Origin of the sequence: Niastella yeongjuensis (assembly GCF_900110245.1) — a bacterium.
Taxonomy (GTDB): Bacteria; Bacteroidota; Bacteroidia; order Chitinophagales; family Chitinophagaceae; genus Niastella; species Niastella yeongjuensis.
The window spans coordinates 20,760-34,934 of the sequence record NZ_FOCZ01000013.1; the positions used below are offsets into that span (position 1 = coordinate 20,760).

Annotated in this window: 12 protein-coding genes; 4 read left to right on the forward strand and 8 right to left on the reverse strand. The window is 44.6% G+C overall.

What is annotated here, in order from left to right; translation table 11 throughout:
* Positions 1-86: 86 nt before the first annotated feature.
* A complete protein-coding gene (locus BMX95_RS26910) occupies positions 87-1,694 on the reverse strand; it encodes a tetratricopeptide repeat protein (protein WP_081198302.1) in 1,608 nt (535 codons plus the stop codon).
* Between the two features lie 143 nt (positions 1,695-1,837).
* Positions 1,838-2,152 carry a T9SS type A sorting domain-containing protein gene (locus BMX95_RS26915; protein WP_133053866.1) on the reverse strand — a complete coding sequence of 105 codons (315 nt, stop codon included), beginning with the start codon at positions 2,150-2,152 and terminating at the stop codon, positions 1,838-1,840.
* A 194-nt stretch (positions 2,153-2,346) separates the two neighbouring features.
* Here BMX95_RS26915 and BMX95_RS26920 point away from each other — a divergent pair, with 194 nt between their 5' ends.
* On the forward strand, positions 2,347-2,850 hold the full coding sequence (locus BMX95_RS26920) for a hypothetical protein (protein ID WP_081198167.1): 504 nt from the start codon (positions 2,347-2,349) through the stop codon (positions 2,848-2,850).
* 92 nt (positions 2,851-2,942) lie between these two features.
* Here BMX95_RS26920 and BMX95_RS26925 read toward each other — a convergent pair whose 3' ends face one another.
* Entirely contained in the window at positions 2,943-3,653 is a 711-nt protein-coding gene (locus BMX95_RS26925) for a Crp/Fnr family transcriptional regulator (protein ID WP_081198168.1), read from the reverse strand.
* 382 nt (positions 3,654-4,035) lie between these two features.
* Positions 4,036-4,329, reverse strand: coding sequence for a hypothetical protein (locus BMX95_RS26930; protein ID WP_081198169.1), 294 nt, complete (start codon positions 4,327-4,329; stop codon positions 4,036-4,038).
* A gap of 644 nt (positions 4,330-4,973) precedes the next feature.
* Here BMX95_RS26930 and BMX95_RS26935 point away from each other — a divergent pair.
* Entirely contained in the window at positions 4,974-7,310 is a 2,337-nt protein-coding gene (locus BMX95_RS26935) for a YCF48-related protein (RefSeq protein WP_081198170.1), read from the forward strand.
* Positions 7,311-7,375: 65 nt separating this feature from the next.
* On the opposite strand, the gene BMX95_RS26940 is transcribed toward BMX95_RS26935, so the two are convergent.
* On the reverse strand, positions 7,376-7,843 hold the full coding sequence (locus BMX95_RS26940; RefSeq protein WP_081198171.1) for a CAP domain-containing protein: 468 nt from the start codon (positions 7,841-7,843) through the stop codon (positions 7,376-7,378).
* 5 nt (positions 7,844-7,848) lie between these two features.
* Positions 7,849-8,613 (reverse strand): GH12 family glycosyl hydrolase domain-containing protein, encoded by a 765-nt coding sequence (locus tag BMX95_RS26945; RefSeq protein ID WP_207631511.1) that lies wholly within the window; start codon positions 8,611-8,613, stop codon positions 7,849-7,851.
* A 151-nt stretch (positions 8,614-8,764) separates the two neighbouring features.
* On the opposite strand from BMX95_RS26945, the gene BMX95_RS26950 reads away from it, so the two are divergent.
* Entirely contained in the window at positions 8,765-9,517 is a 753-nt protein-coding gene (locus BMX95_RS26950) for a sulfite exporter TauE/SafE family protein (protein ID WP_081198172.1), read from the forward strand.
* Between the two features lie 13 nt (positions 9,518-9,530).
* Here the strand turns inward: BMX95_RS26950 and pdxR are convergent, their stop codons facing one another.
* Positions 9,531-11,003, reverse strand: a complete 1,473-nt coding sequence (gene pdxR / locus BMX95_RS26955; RefSeq protein ID WP_081198173.1) for a MocR-like pyridoxine biosynthesis transcription factor PdxR — start codon at positions 11,001-11,003, stop codon at positions 9,531-9,533.
* Between the two features lie 86 nt (positions 11,004-11,089).
* Here pdxR and BMX95_RS26960 point away from each other — a divergent pair, with 86 nt between their 5' ends.
* Positions 11,090-11,728, forward strand: a complete 639-nt coding sequence (locus BMX95_RS26960; RefSeq protein WP_081198174.1) for a pyridoxamine 5'-phosphate oxidase family protein — start codon at positions 11,090-11,092, stop codon at positions 11,726-11,728.
* Positions 11,729-11,733: 5 nt separating this feature from the next.
* Here the strand turns inward: BMX95_RS26960 and BMX95_RS26965 are convergent, their stop codons facing one another.
* Positions 11,734-14,145, reverse strand: coding sequence for an ABC transporter permease (locus tag BMX95_RS26965; protein WP_081198175.1), 2,412 nt, complete (start codon positions 14,143-14,145; stop codon positions 11,734-11,736).
* Positions 14,146-14,175: the final 30 nt, after the last annotated feature.

The window sequence follows — 14,175 nt, forward strand, 5'->3', positions numbered from 1 at the left end:
TAACAAAACACCTTCAACTCGTTGATTTACAAATGTACTTATGGAAACAACCTGTCCATTAACAAAATATTAAGCACCGGTGCGCCTCACAACGATTGAATGAACATCGACAGGTTTTCCCCCTGCTGCAGGTTGAGTTTTTTGCGTAACCGGTACCGCATAACCCGTACACTATCCTGCGAAATGCCGAGAATAGCAGCAATTTCTTCAGAACCCCGGTTCATTTTCAACAAAGCTACCAGCCTCAGGTCACTGCGGGTAAGCGCATCGCCACACAACTCTTTTAATTTTTGAACAAAGGTTTCATGCACCTGGTCAAAAATGCCGTTGAATTTTTCCCAGTGCTGATCGTGGTTAAAATTCTGGTTGATCTGTAGTTGCAATTGCTTGAGTTGTTTGCGCTGGTCGCGGCGATCGTCCTTTAGCATTTCATCCAGCTGGTTATGCAATTTTTCAAGGAATTGATTTTTCTGCATTATGTGTAGCATATGGGCACTTAGTTCCCGCGATTTTGATTCCAGTTCCTGCTTCAGGTTCTCTTCCTGTAATTCCATCAGCGCTTTCTGAGCTCCTGCTGTTTGCTTCTCCTGTTCTACCAGTAACCCCGCATTCCTGATCCGCAATCGCTGGCGGCTGATCACCAGGGCACCCAGTAATAGCAAAAGGATACCGATAACAACAAAGGCCGCAACGGTTTTACGGGCGGCCTGCAGTTTTTCGATCTCTGCATTTTTCTTTTCCACGTCGTACATGGTTTTTAGTACGGCCAGCTGGGTACCATTTTCACGCCAGTAAAGGTCCTGGGCATACGCCTGCCCCGTGCGTTGGTAAAAATAAGCGCTGTCGTTATCGCCCATTAAATGGAAAGTTTTGGCAAGATCACGGTAAGCACTGCCCAGGTGAAACAATTCGTTTGTGCGCAGTGCTAATACCAGCGCCTGTCGGGTGAGGGGTAAGGCTTCTTTATAGTTACCGGTTTTTCTGAACACATCGCCCATATTGTTGAGGGCTTCAATAAAAGCTGTGGTATCCTTTGTTTCGCGACTCAGCTCCAGGGAGCGGCTAAAATAAAATCGGGCTGAATCGTAATTTTTCAGGTCTTCATAGATGTTACCAATTTGTCCGCTTACGCGGGCAATGCCCTGCTTATCTTCCAATCGAAGGAACTCATGCAGTGCGATCCGCTGGTAAAAGAAACCACTGTCATAATGATGCAGGCTCATATGCCATTGACCTATTTTGCCATGGGTGAAAGCAATGCCGGGTTCGTTGTGAGAAATTGCATAGATCGCAAAGGCTTCATCGTATTGCTGTTTGGCCAACTCTGTTTGTTTATATGCCTGAAACACCATACCGATGTCGTTGAGGTTTTCGGCCCGCATCAGGTCCTGCTTTTGCTGGCGTAACAATTTATCGGCCTGCAAATAATATTCGAGCGATTGAGGGAAATTGGTGAGGTGAAAACAGATCCTACCCATTTGCCGCAAGCAGCTGGCGGCCTTCACCTTATCTCTATCAGCCAGCGCTTGGGTGAATGTTTTCTTCAGCATAAGAAAAGCCGTGTCGGAATACAGCCGTTGAAAGGCGGCTGTACGTTTGGTAGTGCCTGGCATGTCTGTATTGCCCTGCTGCGCATATATTGCTGTTGATAATAAACCTGCATAAACACATAAAAGAAGCCGGAATGCTAACATAGATACCATATAAGGCTCCAAAGAAACAGATACAGTGTTATGTTTTTATTACCGGAATTATATTTATGTGAAATCATTCATTAAATGAAAAGCCTCCCCTCAACTGTGCCGGGGGAGGCTTTTTGAAATGAAGTCCGGGAAACTTATTTTTTAATGAATTTATAATGGGCACCATCTACAGTCAGTACATACATACCCTTTGATAAAGCACTTACATCAATACTGCCGGTACTTTTTATGGTCCCTTGTTTCAGCACTTGCCCACTCATCGTTTTCACCTGGAAGGCACTGCCACCAGTCGCACCTTTTACAAACAATTGCTCAGTTACGGGATTGGGATAAATTGACAGGCTGTTTCTTTCTTCCACTTTTAAGGTTGCTATTTTCGAGTATTCGGTATAACCATTCAGGTCAACCATTTTCAACCGGTAAGGGTTAGGGAATTTGTTTTCCGGCACAAGATACTTGCTTAAGTAAAACAATGCAATACACTATGGTTATTAAGTAGTTCAATGGGATATTTTTTTCAGAAGCGAGTATCCCGCACTCAATACAGTACCGGGATAGCAGGATTTTTTCATTTCCCCATACAAGAAAAAAAAATTATTTTTGTACCTGGTAAGCATCACATATCCCTGAAAAATCCGACTTTATGAAAAAACCTGGTATCCTTGACAAAACAGATACTACTACGCCTAAACGTTCCCTCCGCTGGATCATTCTCATTCCATTTATTATTGTACTGGGTGTGTTAGCCGCCGTTGTAAGAGGTGGTGAATCTACCGATACCATTAATACCATCCGATCTACCAAACCAGGCATTTCAGCCGCCAGCGACGCCAAGCTAAAAAAGATGGTGCACGATAATATTATGGAATTGGTGAAAGTTGAAAGTAATGACTACGAATACAAGAATCTTGGTGGAATTTCGGGCCTGAAGATCACCGTGATCAATTCAACCGATTTTATGCTTAACCGCGTACGGGTAAAAGTCACCTACATAAAAGCCAATGGCAGTGTTTGGGATACAAAAATGAAGGACTTCTATGGTATAAGACCCAAATCTGCCGAAACCCTTAAAATGCCCGACAGCAAACGGGGTACCAGCATTAAGTACGAGATCGTAACTATTAAGTCGAAAGACCTGGACTTATAAAAAGAGAGTGTATCAGACCTTGATACACCCTCCGATTGCTCTTGCGGTTTCCACCGCTTTCATCTATGGTCCCGTTATAATCAACATGCGTTTTAATTCAACATTGTCTTTAGTTTACTTTCATTGATAATGGTTATGTACCCTTCGGTAATATCGATCAGCTTTTCCTGCCTGAACTCACCCAGGGTCCTTATCAATGATTCCGTAGCCGTACCGGCAATAGCGGCCAGATTATCCCGGCTGATCTTTATAGCATCTTTGTATTTACGGCTTAATAAGATCAATGCCTCTGCCACCTTTTTACGAAGGGAATTATAGGCCAGTCCCAACAACAGCTGTTCTTTCTCGGTAATATCTTTTGCCAGCAGATTTATGAATTTACGGGCCACCTGCCGGTCGGTTTCCATCATCCCTTCAAACTCATCTTTTGGGATCACCGCCAGCTCGGCATATTCAACGGCTACTGCTATATCTTTATAAACTGTTTCTTCGAGCAACGCCACATAACCCAGGTACTCTCCTTCGCTATAAATGCCGGTAATCAGTTCTTTCCCTTCTGAATTACATTTATAGGTTTTTACAATTCCTTTCTTTATATAGTATAACTGCACGGGGTGATTGCCTTCGGCATAGATCACCTCTTTCTTTTTATACTTGTTTACATTGGTGTTTAGGTTAAATAATGTGGTTAGCCTGTCGGCAGACTTTCGGGCGAAAGTGGTAGTTCCACTTTCGAAAATGGGCATAGCTTCCATTAGCTTATGGCTTTGGTTATTGTTGTTAACAACAAGCAATCTTTTCATTGTTAGTAAGTTTTATAATGGTCATGGCGGTATATACCGGCAACAAACGGGACAATGCGTACCAAGAACGGAATAAAATGTTTTCAGAGAATTTCGAACGTCAATGCTCACGCTGCATTGAGAGACCAGGACATTGATTAACGATTGGTTTTCAGGTAAATCAGAATCAGAGTGGATCAGAGGAAATTACTGTTCATTCGTTAGCGTTAGTTGCATATTCAGTCAACTTCTAAACAAATATAATATTTATTTCAATTAATAATTATTTTCTGAATTTTCTAAAAATGAATTTCCTGAAAGCTTTATGTAAAAATTTATAAGAAGAAACCGTTACAGGCCCCGTTTTAGCGGGACCCCTTACTTGTTTATAGAGACAAGGTCATTAGCATCTTTTCATTGTATCCATCAACATTTTAAATGCCGCCTTTTCTTCTGTTGTTGCACGTCCAAACTCAGCAGGGCAAAGCGATATGCCCAGTGATGGGTCATACTTCAACACGGCAATACCTTCGCCAAAACAAAACTGCCAATAGATCATTTCATTCTGCTTTTCTTTATTGCAAAACGATATCCCTATCTCATGCCGGAGCCAGTCTGCTGTAGTATAGAAAAAAGAAGTCTCACATTTTGAAGCCAACACTACCTCGGGATATCCATTTTTCGTTTGCAATCTCATACGTAATTATAATTTGGAGTTATAAGAGGCCAATGGAATTCGAAGGATATATGGGAGGAAGTGATATGAAAGAGTAAGGTATGTTTTTTATACATAAAAAACCATGACCATCGTCATGCTTTACATACAATTATTGAATTCAAGCAACAATTGACATTGATCAAAATAATCTCAACTAAAGTGAGTGTCACAGCGCCTTGTATAACTTCTTCGTATATTAGTATCTGTTCGGTCGGGTGAAATTTCGCAGCTCACCTGATGTAATTTGGTATTTCAAGCATAGTTTTTATTCCGGTCGTAGCATAGCTGGCCGGATTAGTTTTTTTAAAGCATCAACGACACAGGAAACGTTCTTATCCTCTGTAGTTTTTTGTGTTGGAAATAGATCCGGCAGTTTCTGTCCGGATCTATTTTTTTGTTACGACACCTGGTTCAGGCTATAAGCCTCCATTCCCTCCCCATAACGCTGGTCTGTTCCCCACCTCAAATTCCCATTCCCGGAAAAACAGATCAGAAAAGGGAATATTCCCACGCGAATCATATACATAAGCCATTTATAATCAACATATTTCAGAAATGGCAAGGGTATTGTCCCCTGGTACCTGATTATACCTTTAATGAATCCGTAAAACCCAGCGCCCGTTATGAAAACTGTTTACTTCAAAAACCCGCAGGCCTTATTGTGTCTTTTCGTGTTCCTTTTTATAACCCTGGGCGCTTCGGCTCAATGGACTTCTTTAACAAGCGGCACCGGCAATTCACTCCATGATGTCCATTTTGAAGATGCCAATACTGGCTGGGCTGTAGGAGCCTCCGGTACCGTTTTAAAAACCGTTAATGGTGGTTCAACCTGGACAGATCAATCAACCGGTTCTACACAATGGAATAGCGTATTTTTTACTTCTTCGGCTACCGGCTGGATTGCCGGCAATGGCGGAGCCATCAGCAAAACCATCAATGGCGGCACAAGCTGGAGTACGCAGATCAGCAATACAAGCGAAAATATCAACAGCATTTTCTTTATAGATGACAACAATGGCTGGGCAGTTACAGACAAAGGTGATATTCAAAGAACCAGCAATGGCGGCGCGAACTGGGTCGATCAAAATAGCAATACAAACAAGGATCTATTCGATGTTACATTTGTGAATACTACTATCGGCTGGGCAGTTGGAGCCAATGGTGAAATACATAAAACAATCGATGGCGGAAACACCTGGAGTGCGCAAAACAGCAATATCACTCAAAAATTATTAAGCGCATTTTTTCTGGACGCCAATACCGCCTGGGTATCGGGCAACAATGGAGTGATACTGAAAACAACTGATGGCGGTACCACCTGGACTGCAGGGACCACGCCCACTAACGATGATTTTTACAGTATCTGGTTTACCAACGCCAATACCGGTATTGCTGTAGGTCAAAACGGAAAAGTGGTGGTAAGCGTTGATGGGGGCGTCAACTGGGGAATTCAAACCAGCAACACCAGCTCAAAATTGTGGGGTGTTTTCTTTGTCAATAAGAGCACCGGCTGGGCAGTTGGTGATAACGGTACTATTATTAAAACAATTGTTTCGGGCGGACATACCTGGACAGAACAAAACAGCAACAGTAACCAACCCCTGCGGGATGTTTTCTTTATAAATAAAACCAATGGCTGGCTGGTAGGCGATAATGGCACCGTTCGCACAACCACCAACGGGGGTAATAGCTGGACCACTGTAACAAGCGGAATTAGCCAGAACCTGCAAAGCGTGTTTTTTGCCAATGCCACTACTGGCTGGGCGGTTGGTTCAGGGCATACCATTTATAAATCAACGGATGGGGGTGCTACCTGGACAAATCAAACCAACCCTGGTTCCGGTACTTACAGAAGCGTATATTTTACCAGCGCCACCACCGGCTACGTAGCCGGCGATAACGGCACCATTCTTTATACAAATGATGGCGGTGCCAATTGGACTGCTTTAAACAGCGGCATCAACAACCGCGATTTCTACGACATCCAATTTATAAATGCAACAACCGGCTGGGTGGTCGGCACCAGCGGTAGTATTCGTAAAACAACCGATGGGGGCATCACCTGGTCGCCCCAAAACAGCGGTTCAAAGGAACTGGACGGTGTTTATTTCGTTGATGCCAATACCGGGTATGCAGTGGGCAATAATGGCACCATTAAAAAAACAATTGATGGCGGCGCCATCTGGACAGATCAAACCAGCCCTGGTAATGATAATTTGAATGAGGTGTTCTTTACCTCAGCTTCCACCGGCTGGGCCGTTGGTGCAGGAGGTACCATACTTTTTACGGCTAATGGCGGCGCCTCCTGGAATCCTGAAACCAGCGCTACCACCAGGGAGATCAGAAGTGTGCATTTTGTAGCAGGTGGTTTTGGCTGGTCTGTAGGAAACAACGGTGATGTGCAAACCTATATCAGTTCGCCATTACCTGTAAACATCATTGCTTTCAATGCCACCAGCATCGATTGCAGTTCCGTCCGTTTACAATGGGAAACTGCCGGTGAAACCAACAACAACCATTTTGATGTTCAATGGTCTACCGATGCCATTAACTGGGTTTCTATAGGCACCCTGCAAAGCCACGGCAATTCAATAGCCACTCTGTCTTACTCGTTCACGTATAACAACCTGGCACACGGCAACAACTTTTTCAGGCTTATGCAAATCGATAACGATGGCCGTTTTGCTTATTCAAAACAGCTCACGGTATCCAAAACATGTGATGTAGCTGGCAGCGGGTTACGGGTTTATCCCAATCCCGCACGCTCAACAGTAACCTTGCAATTAAACAGCACCTCATTGATTGGCACCACTGCCCGGCTGGTTAACCTGCAGGGATATGTGCTGCGCCAGTTCACCATCACACAGGTAAAAGAATCTTTGCAACTGAACAGTTTGCCTGCAGGTACTTACTTTGTGATAACAGCCAACAAACAATCGTACAAGATCGTTAAACAATAACTTGCTAATAACCACGGATTGAGTAAACAGGGAGAGCGTCTGTAAACCAGATGCTCTCCGTTTTTTTACTCCCTTCCAAACTCCTGCACCCAATACGTATCCACGTTCCCGGCCCCCAGGTGGGTTTGCAAAGGGTCCATCATGGCCTTACAATGGTCCTCGCTTTCTTTCCACGCCTCCATCACCGGATCCAGCGAAGAAAAACCACGGGCAATATTTTCTGTTACATAATTTCCTGAGTAACCCAATGCCATGGTGCGTTGTATGGGCGACGTACCGCCCGGTGAAATATGGCTGAAATAATTATGGGCATCCATATCGCGGGCATGTTCCAGAGCAGCCATTGCCAGGGTATCATTCCACAGCAATGGTTCTACCGGTGGCATAAAGGTATCGCCACAGGTACACCCTGTTTGTCGAAGGGTGTTCACTGCTGTCAGCATCTCTGTTTTGATGTCCCGGGTAATACCCCCCTCCTTATGGCACGCCGCCAACAACGCCAATAAAATAATCAGTTGGCTCAACCTGATCATACAACTTAATTAAAGCTTACGGAATAGCTATTGGTGGTCCATTGTAAACCAGCCCCATTGGCACCGTAGCTGGAAGTGATCTCATAACCGAACTGCACATCGCCAACGGTGATATTGCCAAACCAGCCCTGGTTCCTGATCCAGTTGGCAATGGCCCTGATGTCGACCGTAGTGTTGTTGGTTTTGGCAGTACGTAGAAATGAATACACATTGTTGGCTCCATTGCTGCCACGGAAAACATTCCAGGTAGCGCCGCCAACTGATAAATTGGTAAATACAGGTACAGGATTGCCTGCTGAATTCCAGGTAGCGGAAATGGGTTTGATATTGCCTGATCCATCGCTGTTGCTGGTATAATTCATCCACAGCATAATTTCATGCTGGTGATTGTTATCCCATACATCGTAACAGGAGGTCCAGGCGCCACCTGAAGGGGAGCTAATACTGATGCTGCTGGTGAGGGCATTCAATGAACCAAGCGCCCGGTTTACATTGCGCGTACTATTGGGATATGCTTTTACCCCACCGGTATTGGGGTGATTGGCCCAGATGCCCCAGTTGCTGTAACTGTTTGCCCAAATGGTTTGTGAACCGGCCCCACTGCCCCAGATGTTGTTATAGAGTGTATAGCCACCGTTAGTCCAGGTACCCCATTGGGCGCTTGACGACCAGGCTGCTTCCACTTCAGGCTCCGGAGCAGATTTGTCTTTTTTGCAATAGGTAAGGCTAATGGCCATACAGGCCAGCGCAATCGTTAGTTTCAATTTCATGGTGATAAAATTTATGGTTTTAAAAATGGAAAGACATTCTCAGGTGCTCTTATGAATGTACTTTCCCCATGGCACAATGGGGGTAGTGGAATGTTTATAAAAAGGGGCGCTATTGTTATATTTGAGTTTTTTATACTCATACCGATCGCACATGGGAATATTTGCAGCCTACTCGACCACCAGTTTAATATTGATAGCCTTGTCGGCCTTTATTATCGGGCTTTCCAAAGCGGGGCTCAAGGGCATCGACATGTTGAATGTGACTATCATGACCATTGTGTTTGGAGGGAAAGCTTCAACTGGTATTGTACTGCCTTTGTTATGTATTGCAGATGTTATGGCCGTAAAGTATTACCACCGGCATGCGCAATGGCCGCATGTAATTAAACTAATGCCCTGGATGGTGATTGGCATTCTGGTAGGGGTATTTGTGGGGAAAGACCTGAATGAGGCCATTTTCAGAAAAGTAATGGCCACCATAATTGTGTTTACCGTGATCATTATGCTGGTGATAGAATTTCGTAAGGCCATGGTAATGCCCAATAACAAATTATTTGTATCTGGTATGGGTTTGGTTTCAGGCTTTACTACCATGCTGGGTAACCTGGCGGGCGCGTTCTCGAATATCTATTTTTTGGCCATGCGTTTGCCTAAAAATGATTTTATTGGAACCGGAGCCTGGATCTTTCTGCTTATCAACTGGTTTAAACTTCCCTTCCAGATCTTTTACTGGAAGAATATCAATACCAACTCACTCCTGACCGATCTGGCACTGGTGCCTTCCCTGATATTAGGTTTCTGGTGCGGTTTAAAGCTGGTGGCACGCATCAAAGACGACCTTTATCGCAAGGTGGTGATCGTGCTCACGCTGATTGGTGCCATCTTTATCTTTTTAAAAAGATAGCCGTCAAAACTGGTTAAGCCTTCAATAGTTTCCGCAGGATCTCCACACAACATTCCAGTTCTTCCGGTGTGGAGGAAGCAAAACCCAGCCGGGTGGCATTCAACATCGGCTTTCCCGCTTCATTCCTGTAACCTGTAGAAAAATACAGTTCATGCTGAATGGCTTTTTGGGTAAGGGTGTTTAAATTGATAGCTGCATCAAAATGCGTCCATACCGCCATGCCACCCACCGGCACCTGAAATTGTACATACTCGCTCAGGTGGGTTTTCAACAGTTCACAAAACACATCGCGCCGTTGCCGGTATGTACGCACCGCTTTGCGCAGGTACCGGTGTATAATACCGTTCTGTAGTAATTCTGCAATGGCATTCTCCAGCAGAATATCACCCTGCCGGTCAACAATGCGCCGCAACATAGCCAGGTGGCGGATCACATTTTCCGATGCCACCACATACCCTACCCGGAATGCAGGCGAGATTGTTTTTGTAAAAGAACCGCAATAGATCACCATCCCGGCCTTATCGGCGCTTGCCAATGGCAAAAGCGGTTTGCTCAGATAATGAAAGTCATAATCATAGTCATCTTCAAAAATGATAAAGCCATACTGCTCTGCGAGACGAAGCAATTCAATGCGCCGGTCGGCCCGTAAGGCGGTTGTGGTGGGATAAAAATGATGTGAGGTAACATATACCATCCGTACTTTTTGTTTGCGGCAAATAGCAGCCAGTTCCTCTACCACAATACCGTTTTCATCCACCGGTATTTTCAACAGGTTGGCGCCCCTTTGCAAGAAACTCATATTGGCACCATTGTAGTTCAACTCGCCCACTACTACCGTATCACCCGGATTTACAAAAGCAGTGCAGGAAAGGTACAACCCCATTACCGTGCCCCGGGTGATCAACACATTTTCGGGCGTTACTTTCAACCCGCGGGTGTCATTTAAATAATCTGCGAGCACCTTTCTTAACCACAGGGCTCCCATGGTATCGCCATACCCTAAGCGCTCATAAGGATTGCCCGTAAGCAATTGGGTCCTGTACGCCCGTGCCAGCTCTTCCAACGGTGCCAGGCGCGAATCGGGAAAACCATCATCGAGGTGGTATTTATGTTTCGACCATATGGCTGGCCTGTCGAGGTGCGGGGTTGGTTCAAATTCAAAGCCCGCCGTATGGGCCGGGTTAAAATGGCTGGATGAACCATTCAATAAACTGCGTGGATGGATTTCCGGTAAATGTTTGGCCACAAAAGTGCCGCTGCCAGTGCGGCTTTCGAGCCAGCCCTGCGCCAGCAATTCATCATAAGCCTGAACTACTGTTTTACGGTGCACCTGTAACCAGTCGGCCATTTGCCGGGTACTGGGCAGGCGATGCCCAGCCTGCAGGTTGCCTTCTTTTATAAAAAGCATGAGCTGGTTGGCAATCTGCAGATACACAGGTTGCGAACTGTCTTTTTCGATCGAAATAAGGGTTGAAAGTGCCTGCATAATAAAATTGGACTACTTACTTTAAACAAACCGGATGAGTACACCCATCCAATAAAGGTACAATTTTGTAAAAAATTCAACCAAACATGGCTCCACAGTCACATCTTATTCCTAGCAGAGGTGCTAAACGGGCGCATTATGACAAAGAAATGATCCATTCCATTTTAGACGAAGCGCTTTTCTGTACAATCAGTTACGTATTTGAAAACAAACCATTTTCCATCCCCACTGCTTTTGTGCGACGCGAAAATAAATTGTACATCCATGGATCTGTAGGCAGTCATTTTATTTGGGAACTGGAAAAAGGAGTACCGGTTTGTATTTCGGTTATGCTCGTAGATGCCCTGGTGGTGGCTAAATCAGCTTTCTCACACTCCGTGAATTACCGCTCAGTAGTGCTTTTTTCCCAGGGAGAAAAGATTGAAGACCCTGCCCTTAAATGGAACATGCTGGAATGGCTTACCAATAAAATTGTGCCCAACAGCTGGGATTACCTGCGGCCAATGAAGGAAAATGAAGTGCGCAAAACAACGGTGCTGGCGTTTGACATCGATGAAGTTTCTGCCAAAGCACGCACAGGCATGCCGAACGATGAGGAAGAAGATAAACCCCTGCCTGTTTGGTCGGGTATTATTCCCATTGAAACCAGCCGCCGTGATCCGGTTCCGGATGAGCTAAGCCGTAATATTCCTTTGCCGGAACATTTGATGCCCGGAAGTAAATAACGACATCATTCCGTTTTAATACTGATCACCGGATTCAATAAAGCGGCTTTGATTGCCTGGTAACTTACTGTTATCAGTGCTCCTAATAACGACAATACACCTGAAAGGGTAAAGACCCAGCCGTCGATGGGGATGCGATAAGCAAAACCTTCGAGCCATTGGTTCATGGCCCACCAGGCAAATGGCCAGGAGATTATTATACCGGCCATCACCAGGAGCATAAAATCTTTCAACAGCAATACAGTCAGGTTCGAAACAGAAGCGCCGAGCACTTTTCGAATGCCTACTTCCCGGGTACGTAGTTGCGTGTTATAAGCAGAAAGACCAAACAACCCAAGACAGGCAATGAAAATAACGAATACCGCAAACACTTTAAAAACCCGGCTCAGCTGATTTTCGGTTTCATACAACCGGTTCATTTTTTCATCTATGAATGTATAGGTGAAATTGCTTTCAGGTGAAAGTTTTTTGAGATCCGATTCCAGGAATTGCAAGGTGGATTGCATTTGCTGTGGCTGCACCTTTACAAGCAGGTAGAGGGCCTGATAGGGATCATATTTTATTACAAGTGGTTCAACGGCCGAGTGCAAAGAGGCAAAGTTGAAATCCTTTACCATACCCACTACTTCACCGGTATCCCTGTCCAGAACAAACTTTTGTCCAATGGCATTGGGAAGTTTGAAAATTTTAGCCGCGGCTTCATTGATAATAAACTCCGGGTGTTTTATTTCGGGGAACTGGTTAAAAAAATTACGGCCTGCCTTTAATTCGATCTTTAAAGTAGGCAGTAACCGTTCATCTGCATGCATGGTGCGGCAGCCAGGCTGATCTTCTTCTTTGGTTACACTGACCGGGTAAAATGGCTGCATCGAGAACCGGTCGCCCGGCAAGGCATCTACAACGGAAAACTGACTGATGGCCGGTTCTTTTTTTATATCATTAATCAGAGTTCCGAAATGTTGCCACATGGAGCCATACATGGTGATTGCTACTACCTGCTCTTTATCGAAACCCATGTCTTTATTATGAAAGAACTTCATTTGTTTATATACTATGATGGTACTGAAGATCATAAACACAGAAACGGCAAACTGAAAAACGATCAAGCCCTTGCGCACAAAGTTTAAAGAAAACCGGTTGCTCTTCTTTCCTTTCAAAGAATTGACCGGGTTAAACTTCGCTACAAACCAGGCCGGATAAACTCCTGCCAATAAACCGCAACAAAGTAGAAGCAAGAGCAGCATGCCTATATTAACTCCGCTAAACAACTCACTAAACTGTATGTTCCGCGATGAGAGCCAGGTATACAATGGCATGGCCATTTTTACAAAACACAATGCCACTACCCCTGAAAGCATCGTTGTCAGGAACGATTCCCCTAAAAACTGTCCGATCAGTTGCTGTTTGGAAGCTCCCGCCACCTTACGCATGCCTATTTCTTTCATGCGATTAAAAGCAAGCGCCGTAGAAATATTAATAAAATTAACGGCAGCCACCAGCAGTATAAAAATGGCAACGATGGAGAATATATAAACATACCTGATGTCGCTGTTTGCATACATTTCCTTCTCCAGTTTCGAGTGCAGGTGAATAGCAGTAACCGGTTGTAAATGCAGTTTGCGGTAAGAAAGTATCCGCTGCGGGGTTTCTCCTGTTGATTTGTAATAACTCAGCATAAAACCAGGGAAACCGGTTTCAATGGCTGGTTTTAAACTTTTTTCCTTCAGCAACACATACGTATAAAAAGCTGACCAGGTTTTGTTTGCCAGCGACTGGTCATCGTGATACCGGTGAATGGTAGGCATGGAAAGCAGGTAATCAAATTGCAGGTGCGAGGGAAACTGAAATGATTTAACAACACCAGTCACTGTAAGCGGCACTTTGTTCAGGTCTTCCTGAATAACCCTGCCTATTGGGTCATCATTGCCAAAATATTTCTTCGCCAGCGTTTCTGTAAGAATAATGCTATTGGGTTCATCTAACGCCGTTTGTGCATTGCCCCGGCTAAATTGAAGATCAAATACGTCGATGGCGGCAGCGTCGGTAAAGAAGCCGTTTTTTTCCTCAAACCTTTTTACCGAACCCTGTGCCGATGCATAACTGAAGACCTGATAAGGAGGGCGCCGGTAAAACCGGACTACCTTGTCAACCTGCGGAAAATATTGTTGCATCGCTGCTCCGGTGAGAAATGAAATAGGCGCCCAGTGACGTTCCCCCTCTCCTATGTTTTCTAAAGTAACCCTGAAAATACGGTCAGATCTTGAAAACCCTTTATCATAATTAAGCTCGTTTTTAATATGCAGCAGGATGAACACGGCACCGGCAATACTTATAGAAAGACCGGCGATATTAATAGCAGAAAACGTTTTGTTTTTCCACAAATGACGAAAGGCGATCTTTAGATAATTCAGCAGCATACCCGTGATTTAACTATCACCAACACCAAT

What these genes read in the sequence shown, in the direction of transcription:
- BMX95_RS26940 (WP_081198171.1), bottom strand. Translation starts at nt 7,843, where the DNA reads ATGATCAGGTTGAGCCAACTGATTATTTTATTGGCGTTGTTGGCGGCG.
- BMX95_RS26960 (WP_081198174.1), top strand. Translation starts at nt 11,090, where the DNA reads ATGGCTCCACAGTCACATCTTATTCCTAGCAGAGGTGCTAAACGGGCG.
- BMX95_RS26965 (WP_081198175.1), bottom strand. Translation starts at nt 14,145, where the DNA reads ATGCTGCTGAATTATCTAAAGATCGCCTTTCGTCATTTGTGGAAAAAC.
- BMX95_RS26930 (WP_081198169.1), bottom strand. Translation starts at nt 4,329, where the DNA reads ATGAGATTGCAAACGAAAAATGGATATCCCGAGGTAGTGTTGGCTTCA.
- BMX95_RS26910 (WP_081198302.1), bottom strand. Translation starts at nt 1,694, where the DNA reads ATGTTAGCATTCCGGCTTCTTTTATGTGTTTATGCAGGTTTATTATCA.
- BMX95_RS26920 (WP_081198167.1), top strand. Translation starts at nt 2,347, where the DNA reads ATGAAAAAACCTGGTATCCTTGACAAAACAGATACTACTACGCCTAAA.
- BMX95_RS26935 (WP_081198170.1), top strand. Translation starts at nt 4,974, where the DNA reads ATGAAAACTGTTTACTTCAAAAACCCGCAGGCCTTATTGTGTCTTTTC.
- BMX95_RS26945 (WP_207631511.1), bottom strand. Translation starts at nt 8,613, where the DNA reads ATGAAATTGAAACTAACGATTGCGCTGGCCTGTATGGCCATTAGCCTT.
- BMX95_RS26925 (WP_081198168.1), bottom strand. Translation starts at nt 3,653, where the DNA reads ATGAAAAGATTGCTTGTTGTTAACAACAATAACCAAAGCCATAAGCTA.
- BMX95_RS26950 (WP_081198172.1), top strand. Translation starts at nt 8,765, where the DNA reads ATGGGAATATTTGCAGCCTACTCGACCACCAGTTTAATATTGATAGCC.
- pdxR (WP_081198173.1), bottom strand. Translation starts at nt 11,003, where the DNA reads ATGCAGGCACTTTCAACCCTTATTTCGATCGAAAAAGACAGTTCGCAA.